The following is a 15,361-nucleotide window of genomic DNA, read 5'->3' on the forward strand; positions in this document are numbered from 1 at the left end:
ATCTGATTATAACGATCCATTTATATGCTCATTTTCAAAATCTGTCTATCCACTTTACCATTAGCATTTTTGGGAAGTTCATCCACAATTATTACCTGATTAGGAATCATATACTGTGGTAAATAATCTTTAAGATGTCTTTTTATATTTTCTTCAGTTAGTCCTTCATTCGTCGCAACATACGCTACTAATTTAGAAAACTGGTTCTTGGATAATGTATGTATTACTGCGCACTGTTTAACACCTTCTAATTTGATCAATGAACTCTCTATCTCCTCCAATTCAATTCTATACCCCATATGTTTGATTTGATTATCTACGCGTCCTCTAAAATAGAGATTATCAGATACTAATTCTACCAAATCACCTGTTCGGTACATTCTTTCATAATAATTCTTTTGCAAAGGATTTCTAACAAATGATTTATTTGTTCTCTCTTCATCATTGTAATATCCTAAAGCGAGCTGAGTTCCCATAATACATAACTCACCTATTTGAGATTCATTATCATTTTCGTCCAAAATCACATATTTAAAATTAGGCGCAATCTTTCCTAAAGGAGCCAGTCCTTCCGCTTCAATATCTTCATCAGAAATATGATACGCAGAACATATGCATGTGCCTTCTGTTGGGCCATATACATTATAAAACTCAGATTTAGTACCATATATTCTATATAGTTTCCTCAGTAGTTCCTTGGGATATCCCTCTCCTCCAAAAGCAAATATCCTAACGCTCTGTAAAACATTTTCACTAAGAAGTTTGAGATTCGTTAAATATATGAGCATAGAGGGAACACTGAACCACAAAGTACAACCAACCCTATCAATCAATTCAAGCATATCTTTTGGCTTTTCAACCATGCTTTTAGGAACAGCTAGCATTGATATTCCATTAAACACGGAACAATAAAAATCAAAAACAGAATTATCAAAATATATAGGATTAACATTGGTAAGTATATCATTGCTTCTTAGATTGTAAGTCTTCATTCCCCATGATATAAAATCTATAAGGCTTCCCTGACTTATAAGAACACCTTTGGGAATACCTGTAGACCCAGATGTAAACATAATATATGCAGGATCTGACTTGGTAACAGAAGTAATGATTTCAGTTGATACTTTTGATTCCTGTTTTTCAATTTCTTTATCTGCATCAGGAATAACAAAGTATTCGATGTTCTTTTCTTCGCATAACCCATAAATCATGTCGTTGCTTTCGTCAGCGACAACTATTACAGGGCAAGCAGTATCAAATATTTTTCTAATTCTTTCTAATGGATTTGTATAATCAAAATTTGTGTACGTTGCACCTATCTTTAAACATGCCAACATACAGCCAAAGCCATACTTTGTTTTGTTATTTTGAATAGCTACAACATCATTTTTCTTGATTCCCTTTAACAAAAAAAGATTGGCAATTTTATTAGATATAGTATTCAATTCTAAAAAAGTAATCTTTTCATCAGTATCCCAAATTATCGCACATTCATTAGAGCATTCCTCAGTTATAGCTTCGAAATACATTCCTAAATTGTAAATATATTTACTGTTCATCATGTTCATCCTTGCCATCTTAGGCATATATTTTGCAATAAACTTCAATAGAAGCTTATATAATAATCATATTATAATTATCTATTCCCTCATTAGCTTTGCATATCCAATTCCTTCTTTGCCAAAATGATTACCACTATAAAACATATAATAATCGCCCGAATATTCAAATATGCTAGGATAACACATCATCTCCGAATCCCAGCCAGTTTCAGAAATCTCTATCCCAACCTCTTCATCCCTTCTTTCCCAATGAAATAAATCATCAGAAACCGCATAACCTATTGAATATCCCCTACCTTTTTCATCTCTAAAGTCAAGTCCACATCTATAGCAAAAATACATATGATACTTTCCATTGTAAAAGAACATAGTAGGCGAATTTTGACATTCTAGCTCAACTCTCGGTTGCAGAATATTCTTATACTCAAAGTCCCAATTAAACATATCATGTGATACAGCATGTCGAATAAGATATTGCGTCTCCATTCTATCTTTTCCTTGAACCCATTTAATTCCAGTAGTGTAAAACATATGATACACACCATCTATCAGATATACTACTGGGCAACTATGCAAGTATGGTTCATATAAAGTATCTCCGACTAATGGTCCCAGAGCCACTTTGTTAAACACTTTTCCATCTTTACTTTGTGCAAGACCTATCGCTTCTTTATGCGGTGTACTTACCGCTCTTGTCCAACCTGCATAGAACATATAAAAAACATCTTCTTTTTTTATTATACTTACAGGCATAGCTCCAAATTCATCAAATTCGCCAATTCCTCCAGGAGATAAAACCGGTTCATCAGAAATATCTAATACTTTTGAAAAGTCTTCTTTGTCAACATCAATATAACCACCGTAGCTTAAGCACTGTCCATTAACGTCATAATCTTCCCTTGTAGCAAAATATATTCTGATGCAATCTTCTAACTCAACAGCATATGGCACTTGAGCATGTGAATACATCCATCTGTGTATCCCCCTGGGGCAAAATATCTGCCCCCTTTTTTCCCATTTCATCATGATCGATTTTCTCCTTATAAAATATGCTTATTTGATAATATATGCATTAGGCATCCACGAATTTGGAATGGTTCTTACTATAGCATCTGGTATAATCTCGCTAACTGCACGAGTTTCTCCTGGTGAAAACTCATGTGAATACTGATCAAATATTATTATTCCCCCAACCGCTAGATGCTCCCAAAAGAATGGCAATGAAGCTTTCATAACCTCATACAATCCCGCGTCCATCATAATTAGTTTGAATTTAATATGCGAATGCTTTTCAAAAAAGTCCTTACAATCTTTAGTCAAATCCATTTTATGAATTTTCAAAATATCATCCAATTTCTGTAATTCTACAAGTCGCATCACGCTTTGATAATCAGCACAATATCCGCCCTCAACTATATAGTCAGGATCATCTTTGGTGGGCTTCATTCCCTCAAACCAATCGAAACCATGTACAAGGGTAAGCGCTTCAGGTTCAAAAATCCTTACCAATTTAGCAAAAAGTAATGATGATGCTCCTTTATATACTCCAACATCTGCTATATGCCCCGCTATACCTAAAGTTTTTTTATACAACTCGTAAATGGTTAAGATTCTATTCAGTTGCATGTGTCCAATATAAGCAGTACTTTCCATCAAAATCTCATCCGTAGGTATCTGAGATTCATTCAAATACTCTAGATATTTGTAAAAATCTGCCCGCCTGTTATCAAATCTTAAGTTTTCAAATTCACCAGAATTATGTCCTTCTTTTTCCATATTCGCCTCCATAATTACCTTAAAGTAAACTTTATATAGCCATTTCTATTTTTTACTATTACTTTATTTTCATAAAAAAAGCCTGTCTCACTATCTATCACTTCATCTAAAAAACTAATAGCAACTTTATTAGAAATAATCTGTGCATCATTTATAATATACTCGTTGCCTTTTATAATAATACGAGCTCCCTTATTCTTGGTTGAAAAAGCTCTAACTCTACGTACTAAAGCATCTGATTCCTCTTCATCTAGCTTAATCATCAAATCCTTATCTGCAAAAGAATAGTATATATTATCTTCCTTACTTTCCTGCATGGTATTCACCATGAAATTCCGATGATATGCCTCTTCAAAAGCTTTTGCTTCTGCCATAAAAGATATTTGATATAATAACCCCACATCAATATCCTCAGATATTGGAATCTCAACCTGAGAAATAATACCCCCTGTATCTATTCCATCATCCATAATATGGCAGGTAGCACCTGAGTTTTTCCCAAAAAGTATTGCTCCCGGAACAGGATCGCACCCCCTTAAATCAGGGAGTAGCGATGGATGAATGTTCACAAACATTTTCCCACTTTTTGACAATTCCGTAATTGGTAAAATCACTGGTAATCCATTACTAATAAAAATATCAAAATCCGCTTCTTGAAGCTGTCTTACAAGATCGTTCTTATTTTCGTAAGTATTATAATTAATTTTGTTTTCAATTAAATATCGTTCGAGATATGAACCTTTTACCGCCCAGACACAAGTAATATCCAAGCCCAAATCTAACATTTTTTTTAATACTGCAGCTCTATTACCAGCAAATGCATATTTTGCCATATCATTTCACTTTAAATTAGTTCATTAAATTGTTAATCCACCATCAATATGTATTATTTCACCAGATAAATAATCTGTTTCTATTACATATTCTATGGTTCTGGTAATATCCTCGACTTTACCTAACCTTCTTAATGGAGTTTCTTTTTTCCAGTAGTCCAGCATACTTTCTGACAAAGAATTTTTAGTAGACTCTGTTTCAATAAAACCTGGCGCCAAAGCACATACCCTTATTTTGAACATTCCCAATTCTTTAGCTAAAGCTTTTGTTAATGCTTCTATTCCAGCTTTTGCAGCAGAATAAGCTATCTGTCCCGCATTGCCAGCAGCAGAAATCGAACTAAAGTTTATTATTACACCTTTTACTCTATCTCTTGCCATCTTCTGAGCAATCCTAGTGCTCGTCATGAAACATGTATTCAAATTGTTGTTTATTACTCTATTCCAGCTATCTACTCCATGCGCTTGCATTTTCATTGGATTAATTGCCGGTTCTGAATATATTTCCCCGACACAATTTATAAGCACATCAATCTTGTCTATCTTCTCTAAGACACTCACTAATTCATTTTCGTCAGATAAATCTACTTTATATGCGTTTTGTGCTTCATCATCTCTAATATCAAAAATAATAACATTTGCCCCTTTTTCTCTAAGAGCATTAACCACAGAAGATCCCAGACTTCCTAGTCCACCCGTAACAACTACTGTCTTATCAGCTATTTGCATTTTTTAATTTCTCCTCAACCACGTTAACTACATCTTTAACAGTAATCATCTTCATAATTTCATCGGTAGTAAATTCAAAGTCAAATTCACTTTCTAAATTTGCTATCATTTCCATGTGTGTTAAACTGTCCCATGAATCAATATCTTCCATGCCTATTTCCAACGTAATCTTAGATTCGTTAACACGAAATGTCTCTGCTAAAATTGAAATAATCTTTTCCATAACCTTTTTCCTCTCTTTAATCAAATTTAAAAAGTTTAGTAAACCTTTTTGAGTCTAATCTATACTTAGGTGTATCTGCAACAATATATACAGAATTATCTTCAGTATTTTTTGTAATTACAGCATTTGTACCTAGGAAATTGTAGTCTCCCAAAGTAATATTATGACCAATTGTGCTCCCTATACCGATAAAGCAATTATTACCGATTGTAGTGTTTCCACCAACTACTGTTCCTGAAGTAATCCAATTATGGTTTCCAACATTTACATGATGCGAAATAACTGCTCCAGAATAAATCTGATTATCATCTCCTATCACACAGTATGGACCAACAATAGCACCATTAAAAATAAAAGTATTTGAACCAATGCTAGCATTCGAAGCCACATCTGCTCTAGAACTTACATAGCTTGGCAATACATAGCCTTTTTTTATCGCCTCATCACACTTAGTTTTTCTGACATCATTTAGATCGTGATATCCTATAGCCACATACATTTCATATTCATTTGGTGGAAACAACTCCTGTACCTTCTCAAATGAAACAACTGGTATTCCATTTTTAGAATTCTCAGTAAGATATTCCTCGTCCACGCAAAATGCCGAAATTTCAACATCTGACTTATCATCTTTTATGGTTTGAAATAACACTTCCGCCACTTTACTAACTCCAAAGATAACCGCTTTACTCATAACATCTCCTCATATTAATTCATATTGTTCTAGCAACTGCTTGGTACTATTTATACCATTAAACATTAATACATCAATAAATGAAAGATTAGGAACAAACTCGTTATTATACTGCCTATATTTGACATCCCCCATTTTAATGAACTTTAAATCAATCCCCACATCTCTAAAATGTTTTGCATCATAAAGTGCCTGTCCACCTATAGCATTAATATATACATCGCTTCCTAAACACTTATTGATCTCAATTATACGTTCTTCCGCCTTTAAAGAATTGTTCTTTTCTATTTCTGATGATAAAAGAATTTCTGTACGTACATCAAGATACTTAGAGACTTCTATTAAAGAATTTTTCAAATACTCTGTAAGATCCGATGAGTCATATAAAACTATGCTTTTAAATACAGAAAAAAAAGCTGAATAACAATCAGCTTTTTTATAAGCATTATCAACTGTTCTTAATAATCGTTCGCGTTCCTCTTTCGGAAAAAAAAGCTTTGTTTCATTAATCAGCTTATTTTGTGATGGTTTTTCTATCGAAATAGTAAACTTATGTGCTTTCCCATTTATCAGTATCGAATTACTGTTTATATAACCACGCTTAATATAATTGACATCATCCAAAATAACAAACTTATCAACAGCATTAAGCATTTGCCAATAGCCGAGATACGGAAAAAAATAGGGTTGCATTACTGCTGTTTTCATCAAATCCCTCTCACTATATGTTACATAATATTAGCCCAAATGTATTATTTTTTTAATCTCACAGGATTACCAACATATATACCTGGTATAATCAAGTCTCTCACAACGACTCCGCCAGCTCCTACGATAATGTTATTGCTGATAACAACATTATCCTTAACAACTGCTCCAGCTCCAACAAACGTGTTTTCACCTATTTTACATCTTCCACATATCGTTGCATTGACACTAATATGAGAATAATCCCCAATTGAACTCTCGTGTTCAACAACAGCAGAAGTATTAACTATCGAAAACTCACCTACAGTTACCTGAGGTCCAATATGTACAGCATCACCAATGTATGTACCAACACCAATTGTTGAACCAACTCCCACTCTAGCGTTTATAGATACTAACTCACGATAAATATTTTTAGTAATACCTTCTGCTTTCAAAATATCAACTATTTGACAACGTTTGGCATTGTCTCCAATTCCCAAAAACACATTTTTAGATTTTGCTAGATATTCTAAGTTTCCTGTAAGCTTCATCACCGGAAATTCACCTAGAATAAATTCATCCTCCTGAGCATTGTCATCAAAAAAAACAATTTGCGCATTTTTTTTGCTACATAAAATAGTGTCTGCTACAGATCTAGCGTGCCCCCCGCATCCAATTATTCCATAAAAATCATCCAAATAATCCATATGTAGTTTTACCCTCATAAAACTATGATATCATCTACATCATAATTTCTATCTGCAATCTTGCCTATAATACAATCATAATATAGCGCAGATATACCGTCCCCATTAGTTCGTTTTGCAACAATATTATTATCCGAGAAGACATCCCCCTTCAGTATCACATTTTTTGCTACAAAACATTTTTGCAATGAACGCCTCGTCATCTGTTCCGAACACGTTGGCATCTTCAAACCATTCCCTACGTACTTTTCAACTTTTCTTATTGTAGTTACAAGTTCTTTTAATTCTGATGGTTCTATAGATGCTTTATGATCTGGACCTGCCATATTTTTGTCAAGAGTAAAATGTTTTTCCACAACCTTAGCCCCAGAAACTACAGCATAAGGGGCAGCTCCAACTCCTTTTGAATGATCAGAATAACCAACCAACATATTAAATGAATCTATAAATGTCCTAATAACTCCTAAATTAGCTTCTTCATCAGAAATTGGATAATTTGCTGTACACTGCAAAAGAATAACCCTATCATTAATTGGGCTTATTGTCTCTAACGCTTTCTTTACTTCTTCTAAATAACACATCCCAGCAGAAAGAATTATCGGCTTATTTTTCGCTGCAATTTGCTTTAAAAACTGCACATTAGTAAGATCAGTTGCTGCAACCTTTAATGCTAGAACTTCCATATCGCATAACTCGTTTAAACTATCTTCTTCAAATGGTGTAGCCAAAAAAATCAGCCCTTTACTCTCTGCATATTCCTTAAGTAAGCGCATATCGTCAGTACCCACTTCAAGTTTCTTCAGCATATCGGACTGAGTTTCTTGATTATTGGTGGTTTTTAATTGATAAGGAGCCTTTGCAATGTTATCTAAAATTAGATTTTTTGTCTTAAATGCTTGGAACTTAACGGCATCAACTCCACATTCAGCTGCTGCATCAATCAGTTTTCTTGCTATAAGCATATCTCCATTATGATTAACTCCTGCTTCTGCAATAATAAAAGTTGGAGAATCAGGAGAAATCACTTTCGATCCAATAACTATATCTTTACTAAACTCCATCGCGTAACCTCATTAAAAACTCTGCAATCAAAAAATCTAATTCACTATCTATATCTATAGAATCTGTTTGATCCATGATATATGCAAATCCATTTTTACCAATAAAACTTCTATTTTTCATAAACTGATTCGTTCTTCCTAAATAAATCGCCCCATTTAATCTGTAAAACTTAGGCAATTCTTGACGGCAAGCCCTTTTATCAACGTCTGACATAAAATCATCCATTTTACCATCTTCGCCCAAAGTTCCGCTCCACAGTGGAGAATGCTCACATTCACAAAAACTCACCACAAAATCAGCTTCTTTCTCCTTAATGAGAGAGAATGCCTCTTTTATGTGCCTTTCTGTTCTAAGAGGGGATGTTGGCTGAAGTTTACAGACATAATCGTAATTTTCTCCGTTCTCTTTCAAAAAAAGAAGTGCATGCTCTACAACAGAATCCGAAGAATCCAAGTCACCAGATATACTATCTGGCCTAATAAAAGGAACTTCTGCGCCATATAGCTTTGAAATTTCAGCTATTTTGTGGCTATCCGTTGATACAATTATCTTGTCAAACATCGCCGACTCTTTTGCTGCGATTATCGTATGCGCTACTAGAGGCAATCCGTTTATCTCTCGAATATTTTTTTGTGGCACTCCTTTTGAGCCGCCCCTTGCCGGTATAACTGCTACACTCTTCATTATTATCCTCGACTTATTGCTTCCTCTACAATTCTTATTTGCGATAAAATCTCATCTATTTCCAAATTATATACTTCCAAAGTAACGGTTTTATTCTTATATTTAGATAATTTACTATACAAATATCCTTCACTTGTAATTGCTATGTTTTGATCGGATACGCCATCATTTTCACTAACATGGACCTCTTTAACATAATTTATCGTTTCATCAATGAACTTATCCAAATCAAACTTATATGTGTTACTGGACACTTTAGCGTGCGCTAAATCCATCAAAAAGCTAATATTGTCACTGTCAATAGAATATAGAAGTTCTCGAATCTCTTCACCATCAACTCCCAGCAGCAACTGTCTATCATTCTTGGCAAAGTTAGCAGCAACATTATTTTCTATAGCTATTCCTACCGCCTTCTTTTTTCCATAGTTGCAAAGCGCGTTGACATTAGCTACAAATCTACATTTTGCTTCTTCATAAGGAATTCTTTTTAAATATATCTGTTCTCTGCTACCTAGTGCAGAACCATCCGTATCAAAGCAAAAACCACAATGCACAGAATAGTATGGTATTCTTAATTCAGCACATATATCTATTGCTTCCATGCACATGCCAACGCTTAACCGCTCTATTTCTTTATTATTAGACGCTAAATTAAGTGCAAAAGCTTTCTCGGGAGTAGGAAAATAGTTGTGAACAAGGAAAGCGAATTCATTTTTGGCGTCATTCAAAATCTCAATTGTCCTAGGATCATAATCTAGTCCTGGTGCCAGTTCAATATTCCATATCTCATTTTTACTAGCTAAATCCAGCACTTCTTTTAAACTTTTAGATTTAAACGCTCCTGTACTTACATATATATTCATAGCCTTTTTCGTCAAAATGTCTTTCCTCTATATACTTAGTCATTAACCACAGCATTTAAATCATCATGAATCCTATCAATAACTTCTTGACTAATTTCATAAGATGTAGGGAAATTAATTCCACACTTAGAAATATGATGTGATACCTCACAAGTCCGATTAGCATATTGTCTGTAAATATCCATCTCACTCAGTGGAGTAAAAAAGCCTCTTGTATCTATTCCACCTTCAGCCATCTTCGCAAATAACTTAGGACGCACTTTCTCCTCAACCAATCCAGAAACTAACCAAGTTATCTTCTTGCGCTTTGCAAGATTATTTCTCTGAAAAACAATTGCTGAATCGCTCAATCTTTCTCTATATAAATCCTCCAGTTTTTTTCGTTCCTGCAGAATATCAGTAATTCTTTCTAACTGCGCACATCCGATAGCCGCTTGCATATTAGTCATTCTATAATTAAAACCAACCACTTCATGATAATACCTCCTCGTTTTACTCATTCCGTGATCTCTTAACACTCTCATTGCTCGATCGAGTTCGGTATCGTTGGTTATACACATTCCCCCTTCTCCCGTAGTAATTACCTTGTTTCCAAAGAATGAAAAACAGCCAATTGCTCCAAAGGTTCCCACTTTTTTACCATTGAATTCTGCACCATGAGCTTCCGCACAGTCCTCTACTATAATGATATTGTTCCTATGAGCAATGTCACATATCCTCTCCATATCACATGGTTGTCCATATACATGAACTGGTATTATTGCCTTTGTCTTATCAGTTATAGCTTCTTCTATCTTATCTGGATCAATACACCAACTATCCTCTTCGACATCTACAATTACAGGTGTAGCACCCGTATATATTACAGCATTAATTGTTGCCGCAAAAGTTAAATCTGGAACAATAACCTCATCGCCTACTCCTATCCCAAGCGCTACTAAAGCTAAATGTAAAGCAGTTGTCCCGTTTGACGTTGCAACACCATGACTAGCACCACAAAAAGCTGCAAATTTTTCTTCAAATTGAGTAATATACTTTCCATTACTAGAAATCCAAGTAGACAAAAATGCATCCATCAAGTATTTATACTCATTACCATTTAATTGCGGCTGCGCAACAGAAATATGCATATTCTCATTATACTCAGAATAATCAACAACTCTTCCTTTTTCATCTAGTATGGGAAGAATTGACACTTTATAATCAAATAGTTTGAACACTTCTTCAGGGTTATCTGCAACATGCGCATACTTGAAGCTTTTGATCGCAAATTGAATAGCTTTTTCTTTTAATCCATGTCCATCCAACAAACATCTCCTAATATCGCCATCAGTAAGGATTCCAACCATAATATCATTTCTATCCACCAGAAATGCTGCCTTTTTACCATTAACATCTATGCATTTCAAAACCTCTTCCAGTGTGGATTCCACCGAACATTTCATAATTTCAATGCCCATAACGTTATACCCTTTCCTTTATTACTCAATATCACTTTTCAACTGATAATATTTCATCTACATCTTTTACGATGTGAAAGTGCCTGTTATATTTTTCGACCCTATTAAGTAATATAATCATTGAATCAAATATATTTTTGGGAATAATGCATTTCTCATAATTCATTCCCGTAGCAAAAGTATACACCTCACACGTATCTCCAAACAACACATATGGAAAATAGAGCGCTGATGAAATACATCCAATAATAATCTTGTTTTGCACTTCTCCATTCATACATCTGATTTCCCACGGAACATTATTCTCAAAGATATTAATATATTGCTTAACATTGTCATATACACTAATATCCTGCCCCGGATGTGGTATTACTGTTATCTTTCGAGGGGCAATCCTCTTACCTAAGTCCTCTATTATATTCATAGAGTATTCATCATCTAAATATCCATGCGAAGTATCTAAAAATACGTATTCGTCGCATATTTCTTTTTTTTCATATCCAAAAACTTCATTTAACTCCCTGACATATTTCTTGTCTGTACAGTCAATAGAAGGGACTTCAATGACTGTATGTTTACTTGCTACTAATTTCAATTCCGGCTTCCATAAATATTCATCTATTATCTTTGGTGAATCAACATTAAAAACTTTATTATCAAGATATCTCGTAACTTTACCAATTAAATTATTCTCATAGTTTCCAAAGATCCCGTATCCTTCATTAACCACATAGCTTCCCTGTGCATCCTGAAGGATATGCCATTGATATTGAATTTTTTTTAATATTTCATATCTTCTCACATAATAGTATGTATGGCCTGGATTCCAAAAAAATACATCCGTATATTCATATGGGCGACTAATCCCTATTTTTAATAATGCCAACTGAGGCAAAACGTAATAAAACATCCTTTCTTTTCTAGGAAAGTAATCATCCTCAATTCTATAAACATTTCTAAAATATGGCTTAATTGTTTTTTCATACCTATAGTCAAATTGTTTCGAATTTAATATTACGTCAACAACATCATGATTATAGAAATTTTTTTTTATTTGAATAGCTTCTAATAATTGAAACCTTGTTCCAATTATCATTAGTAGGACTTTCATGCTTCTATGTACCTCGAACTCTTATCTATTAATTATTTCATTTTCTACATATCCTAATTACATTACATATTTTGTCAACGTCATCAACTGATAAGTCCGCATATAGTGGTAATGTCAAAACAGTCTCGCTTACGTGCAAAGCTACTGGAGTTAACGAAACATCAAAGCTTTCTTTGTAACAATCAAGCCCATTTGTAAGAGGATAAAAGTATTTTCTAGCCATAAATCCATTTTCAATCAACCTATCATAAACCTCATCTCGGCTTGTGCCAAACTCTTTTTCAAAAAGTACAGGAAAATATGAATAATTAGGCAACACATTCTCGCTGACATAATTTAATCTCAAGCCTGGAATATCTTTCAAATTAGCTATATACGCCTGTACTACCTGAGAACGTTTTTTTATTTCTTCATCAATATGCCTTAAGTTACATAGCCCCATCGCCGCACAAAACTCGTTCATCTTGGCATTTACACCTATAGCATCCACAATTTCTTCATTCTTTATACCAAAATTTCTAAGCCTGCAAATTTCTCTGGAAAACGCCTTATTTCTAAAAATCACAGCGCCACCTTCTATCGTGTTAAAAACTTTAGTAGCATGAAAGCTGAAACAAGATGCATCACCAAATTTACCAATACCAATATTTTTATATTTTACTCCAAAAGCATGCGCTGCATCATAAATAACTTTAAGGCCATACTTATCAGCTATTTTTTGTATACCTTCAACATCACACACATTTCCATAAACATGGACAGGTAAAATAGCACTGGTTTTATCTGTAATCATTTGCTCAATCTTGTTGACATCAATTGTATAATCATTTGGGTTTATGTCACAAAACACTGGTTTAAGACCATTTCTTACAATAGCATGTGTAGTTGATACAAATGTAAAAGGCGTAGTAATAACCTCACCTGTGAGATTCATAGCTTGTAATGCTAATTCAAGCGCCATATGGCCATTAGTTAGAAGGTCAATATTTTCCACCCCCCCTAAAAACACTTTAAGCATTTCAACAAATTGCTCATGTTTAGTTCCCATATTGGTAAGGTAATGTGATTCCCATAATTCTTTTATCTCATTTATGTATTCCTCCATTGGAGGCATGGAAGATCTAGTTACATAAATCATTTTCTTTGATGTATTCATTTAATGCCCCCCAGCAACTCCTGCGGAATTATATCTAACTTATTCCGTTCAATTGCCTCACCATCCTTCACTTCATACACTCTGTCACAATTTCTTATTGTAGACAATCTATGAGCAATAATAATAAGTGTTTTGGTTCCTATAAGTGCATCAATTGATTCCATTACGGCGTTCTCAGTTTCTGTATCTAATGCTGACGTTGCCTCGTCTAATATCAAAATCTCTGGATTCTCATATAAAGCTCTTGCTATGGCCACTCTTTGCCTCTGGCCTCCAGAAAATTTCACCCCCCTTTCTCCCACAACAGTTTCGATACCATCAGGCAAATTTCCAACAAATTCACCAAGTTGAGCCTTTTCTAAAGCTTCCCTTACTTTTTCTTCATCAATCATCTCATTTGGCAAACCAAACGCAATATTTGCTTTTATAGTATCATCAATCAAATATACATTTTGTGGCACATATCCTATTGTTCTCGCCCATACATGCGGAATCTTACTAACATCATAATCATCCATAAGTATTTCACCAGTCTGCGGCACAAATAATCCTAACACTATGTCCGCCAAAGTGGTTTTTCCTGATCCAGACGCTCCAATTAGTGCAATGGACTCCCCTTTTCTGATAACCATATTTAGATTACTAATAACATTTTCTTTTGAATTTTTATATTTCCATGAAATATTATGAATACTTATATGATCTCTAAACTGAATATTATTATCACTAACATCTTTTGCCATAACAGATTCCTTAATACGATTTTCATCAATCTTTCTTGCTTCAGAAATATTGTCATAGCAAATACTCAACCTAGCTTGATTAAACACTATATTATTTATTCTTGTAGACATTTTTGATACGGAAGGAAGTATTTTAAAAGCCCCTACTGAAAATGCGCCTAATACAGGAATAAAACTTGCCACATCTACGCCCATAGATATCCTAATGCAAGCAATGCCAATAAAACCTCCTACACATACGCCTTCAAGAATTCTGTCTGGACAGGCTCCAATAAAATTGCTTGTAACTGTAAGTTTTTCTAATATTTTAGATGCCTTCGAATACTGCTCAATAAATATGTCACGTCTATCCATTACAGTAATCTCTTTTATTCCATTAACTGCCTGATAACTATACATGAATTGCTTAGTATTAGCATCAACACATGCTATACCAGCCTGCTTCATTCTTTTCTTAAACCCATAAATAATGATAAAAAAGCAAGCAGCTGCAAGAAAAATCGCTCCTACCGCAACAAATAAATCTGTTACCAGTAAATAAATGCCAATCATAATTGCCGTAAAGAAACTTGTCAAAAATTCAAACGAACTTAACAACACCTGATAAGCAGCAGATGTATCACCATTTATTCCCCTGATAACTACAGCACTGTTAGTATTAACAAAAAATTCATATGGCCTTTTCAAATATGATTCCAGCATCAGAGTAGATAATTCTCTAAGAAAACTTGCAGAAAACTTTTGTTGCACGTAAACACAAACAAGTGCAACAATATTTTTAATCAAAAATATAATTATTATCACAATTCCCATAGCTGAAATCATTTGCACTGATGTCATATCAGGCCAAAAATCATAAAGGACATTTGTATACCACTTTTCTTCTACATGCTTATCAGAAACCATAACATCCAAAAATGGATATATTACAGAAACGCTAAGCAGTTCTAGTAAAGAACATACTATCATTGTTGCAAAAACAAAAATAGATTTTCTCTTTTGTTCTGTGGTCATAATAAAAAGCAATTCGGAAATTATTCTTTTTAAAGATTTATAATCATTCATACA

Annotated in this window: 16 protein-coding genes; all 16 read right to left on the bottom strand. The window is 34.0% G+C overall.

Features of this window, described 5'->3' with window-relative positions; genetic code table 11:
• Nucleotides 1–20: 20 nt before the first annotated feature.
• Entirely contained in the window at nucleotides 21–1,562 is a 1,542-nt protein-coding gene (locus IJI01_RS00715; protein WP_292184319.1) for an amino acid adenylation domain-containing protein, read from the bottom strand.
• A gap of 78 nt (nucleotides 1,563–1,640) precedes the next feature.
• The gene (locus IJI01_RS00720) at nucleotides 1,641–2,588 is read right to left on the bottom strand and encodes a hypothetical protein (RefSeq protein ID WP_292184322.1); all 948 of its coding nucleotides are present in this window, start codon (nucleotides 2,586–2,588) and stop codon (nucleotides 1,641–1,643) included.
• Nucleotides 2,589–2,615: 27 nt separating this feature from the next.
• The gene (locus IJI01_RS00725) at nucleotides 2,616–3,338 is read right to left on the bottom strand and encodes a class I SAM-dependent methyltransferase (protein WP_292184325.1); all 723 of its coding nucleotides are present in this window, start codon (nucleotides 3,336–3,338) and stop codon (nucleotides 2,616–2,618) included.
• A 14-nt stretch (nucleotides 3,339–3,352) separates the two neighbouring features.
• Nucleotides 3,353–4,171, bottom strand: a complete 819-nt coding sequence (locus IJI01_RS00730; protein ID WP_292184328.1) for a formyltransferase family protein — start codon at nucleotides 4,169–4,171, stop codon at nucleotides 3,353–3,355.
• Nucleotides 4,172–4,195: 24 nt separating this feature from the next.
• Nucleotides 4,196–4,900 carry an SDR family oxidoreductase gene (locus IJI01_RS00735; protein WP_292184331.1) on the bottom strand — a complete coding sequence of 235 codons (705 nt, stop codon included), beginning with the start codon at nucleotides 4,898–4,900 and terminating at the stop codon, nucleotides 4,196–4,198.
• Nucleotides 4,887–5,123 (bottom strand): acyl carrier protein, encoded by a 237-nt coding sequence (locus tag IJI01_RS00740; RefSeq protein ID WP_292184334.1) that lies wholly within the window; start codon nucleotides 5,121–5,123, stop codon nucleotides 4,887–4,889. The genes IJI01_RS00735 and IJI01_RS00740 overlap by 14 nt, the downstream gene beginning before the upstream one ends.
• A 16-nt stretch (nucleotides 5,124–5,139) precedes the next feature.
• Nucleotides 5,140–5,817 carry an acetyltransferase gene (locus IJI01_RS00745; protein WP_292184336.1) on the bottom strand — a complete coding sequence of 226 codons (678 nt, stop codon included), beginning with the start codon at nucleotides 5,815–5,817 and terminating at the stop codon, nucleotides 5,140–5,142.
• A 9-nt stretch (nucleotides 5,818–5,826) separates the two neighbouring features.
• Entirely contained in the window at nucleotides 5,827–6,525 is a 699-nt protein-coding gene (locus tag IJI01_RS00750) for a WbqC family protein (protein ID WP_292184340.1), read from the bottom strand.
• Nucleotides 6,526–6,569: 44 nt separating this feature from the next.
• On the bottom strand, nucleotides 6,570–7,214 hold the full coding sequence (locus IJI01_RS00755) for an acetyltransferase (protein WP_292184342.1): 645 nt from the start codon (nucleotides 7,212–7,214) through the stop codon (nucleotides 6,570–6,572).
• Nucleotides 7,215–7,228: 14 nt separating this feature from the next.
• Nucleotides 7,229–8,275, bottom strand: a complete 1,047-nt coding sequence (locus IJI01_RS00760) for an N-acetylneuraminate synthase family protein (protein WP_292184345.1) — start codon at nucleotides 8,273–8,275, stop codon at nucleotides 7,229–7,231.
• The gene (locus tag IJI01_RS00765; protein ID WP_292184348.1) at nucleotides 8,265–8,960 is read right to left on the bottom strand and encodes an acylneuraminate cytidylyltransferase family protein; all 696 of its coding nucleotides are present in this window, start codon (nucleotides 8,958–8,960) and stop codon (nucleotides 8,265–8,267) included. Before IJI01_RS00765 ends, IJI01_RS00760 begins: the two co-directional genes overlap by 11 nt.
• Nucleotides 8,961–8,962: 2 nt before the next feature.
• Nucleotides 8,963–9,838 (bottom strand): sugar phosphate isomerase/epimerase family protein, encoded by an 876-nt coding sequence (locus IJI01_RS00770; protein WP_292184351.1) that lies wholly within the window; start codon nucleotides 9,836–9,838, stop codon nucleotides 8,963–8,965.
• A 20-nt stretch (nucleotides 9,839–9,858) separates the two neighbouring features.
• A complete protein-coding gene (locus IJI01_RS00775; RefSeq protein ID WP_292184354.1) occupies nucleotides 9,859–11,283 on the bottom strand; it encodes an aminotransferase class I/II-fold pyridoxal phosphate-dependent enzyme in 1,425 nt (474 codons plus the stop codon).
• A gap of 31 nt (nucleotides 11,284–11,314) precedes the next feature.
• Nucleotides 11,315–12,379, bottom strand: a complete 1,065-nt coding sequence (locus IJI01_RS00780; protein ID WP_292184357.1) for a hypothetical protein — start codon at nucleotides 12,377–12,379, stop codon at nucleotides 11,315–11,317.
• Nucleotides 12,380–12,431: 52 nt separating this feature from the next.
• Nucleotides 12,432–13,550, bottom strand: a complete 1,119-nt coding sequence (locus tag IJI01_RS00785) for a DegT/DnrJ/EryC1/StrS family aminotransferase (protein ID WP_292184360.1) — start codon at nucleotides 13,548–13,550, stop codon at nucleotides 12,432–12,434.
• Nucleotides 13,547–15,358, bottom strand: coding sequence for an ABC transporter ATP-binding protein (locus tag IJI01_RS00790; RefSeq protein ID WP_292184363.1), 1,812 nt, complete (start codon nucleotides 15,356–15,358; stop codon nucleotides 13,547–13,549). The genes IJI01_RS00785 and IJI01_RS00790 overlap by 4 nt, the downstream gene beginning before the upstream one ends.
• Nucleotides 15,359–15,361 lie beyond the last annotated feature (3 nt).

The sequence above is a fragment of the Butyrivibrio sp. genome (assembly GCF_017433805.1).
GTDB lineage: Bacteria > Bacillota > Clostridia > Lachnospirales > Lachnospiraceae > Butyrivibrio.

Coding starts and splice junctions, on each gene's coding strand:
- IJI01_RS00715 (WP_292184319.1), bottom strand. CDS start 1,562: ATGATGAACAGTAAATATATTTACAATTTAGGAATGTATTTCGAAGCT.
- IJI01_RS00720 (WP_292184322.1), bottom strand. CDS start 2,588: ATGATGAAATGGGAAAAAAGGGGGCAGATATTTTGCCCCAGGGGGATA.
- IJI01_RS00725 (WP_292184325.1), bottom strand. CDS start 3,338: ATGGAAAAAGAAGGACATAATTCTGGTGAATTTGAAAACTTAAGATTT.
- IJI01_RS00730 (WP_292184328.1), bottom strand. CDS start 4,171: ATGGCAAAATATGCATTTGCTGGTAATAGAGCTGCAGTATTAAAAAAA.
- IJI01_RS00735 (WP_292184331.1), bottom strand. CDS start 4,900: ATGCAAATAGCTGATAAGACAGTAGTTGTTACGGGTGGACTAGGAAGT.
- IJI01_RS00740 (WP_292184334.1), bottom strand. CDS start 5,123: ATGGAAAAGATTATTTCAATTTTAGCAGAGACATTTCGTGTTAACGAA.
- IJI01_RS00745 (WP_292184336.1), bottom strand. CDS start 5,817: ATGAGTAAAGCGGTTATCTTTGGAGTTAGTAAAGTGGCGGAAGTGTTA.
- IJI01_RS00750 (WP_292184340.1), bottom strand. CDS start 6,525: ATGAAAACAGCAGTAATGCAACCCTATTTTTTTCCGTATCTCGGCTAT.
- IJI01_RS00755 (WP_292184342.1), bottom strand. CDS start 7,214: ATGGATTATTTGGATGATTTTTATGGAATAATTGGATGCGGGGGGCAC.
- IJI01_RS00760 (WP_292184345.1), bottom strand. CDS start 8,275: ATGGAGTTTAGTAAAGATATAGTTATTGGATCGAAAGTGATTTCTCCT.
- IJI01_RS00765 (WP_292184348.1), bottom strand. CDS start 8,960: ATGAAGAGTGTAGCAGTTATACCGGCAAGGGGCGGCTCAAAAGGAGTG.
- IJI01_RS00775 (WP_292184354.1), bottom strand. CDS start 11,283: ATGGGCATTGAAATTATGAAATGTTCGGTGGAATCCACACTGGAAGAG.
- IJI01_RS00780 (WP_292184357.1), bottom strand. CDS start 12,379: ATGATAATTGGAACAAGGTTTCAATTATTAGAAGCTATTCAAATAAAA.
- IJI01_RS00785 (WP_292184360.1), bottom strand. CDS start 13,550: ATGAATACATCAAAGAAAATGATTTATGTAACTAGATCTTCCATGCCT.
- IJI01_RS00790 (WP_292184363.1), bottom strand. CDS start 15,358: ATGAATGATTATAAATCTTTAAAAAGAATAATTTCCGAATTGCTTTTT.